This window comes from Burkholderia sp. A2 (genome assembly GCF_001729305.1).
In the GTDB taxonomy this organism is placed as follows: domain Bacteria; phylum Pseudomonadota; class Gammaproteobacteria; order Burkholderiales; family Burkholderiaceae; genus Burkholderia; species Burkholderia sola.
Window position 1 is genome coordinate 1 of the sequence record NZ_LZXX01000169.1, and the last position, 477, is coordinate 477.

Consider the following 477-nt stretch of genomic DNA (forward strand, 5'->3'; position numbering starts at 1 on the left):
AGTGGTGTGGCAGCGGCTCGACGAACGCACCCGCGCCGACGTGTCGCGCGTGTTCGCGAATCTCGGCAAGGCGATCGCGGCGTACGAAGCGACGCTTCAATATGGGCCTTCACGCTTCGATACCTATGTCGACGGCGTCCGGTCCGGCGACCCGGTCAAGCTCGCCGCGCTGACGCCGACCGAGAAAGCAGGCCTCCGCCTGTTCGTGAATAAAGGCCAATGCATGACCTGCCACACCGGGCCCATGCTGAGCGACCGGCAGTTCCACAACATCGGCGTACCGCCGCGTAGCGGGACGGCCGCCGACCCCGGTCGCGCGGCGGCGGTCGCCAAGGTGTTGCACGACGAATTCAACTGCATGGGGCCGTTCAGCGACGCGAAGCCCGAGCAGTGCGACGAGTTGCAATTCATCTCGACCGACGATCCGCACATGCTCGGTGCGTTCAAGACGCCGAGCCTGCGCAACGTCGCGCTGCG

1 protein-coding gene is annotated in these 477 nt (G+C 66.2%); it reads left to right on the forward strand.

What is annotated here, in order from left to right; translation table 11 throughout:
• A partial coding sequence (locus A9Z05_RS33760; RefSeq protein WP_371090937.1) for a cytochrome-c peroxidase occupies positions 1–477 on the forward strand: 477 nt, incomplete at both ends.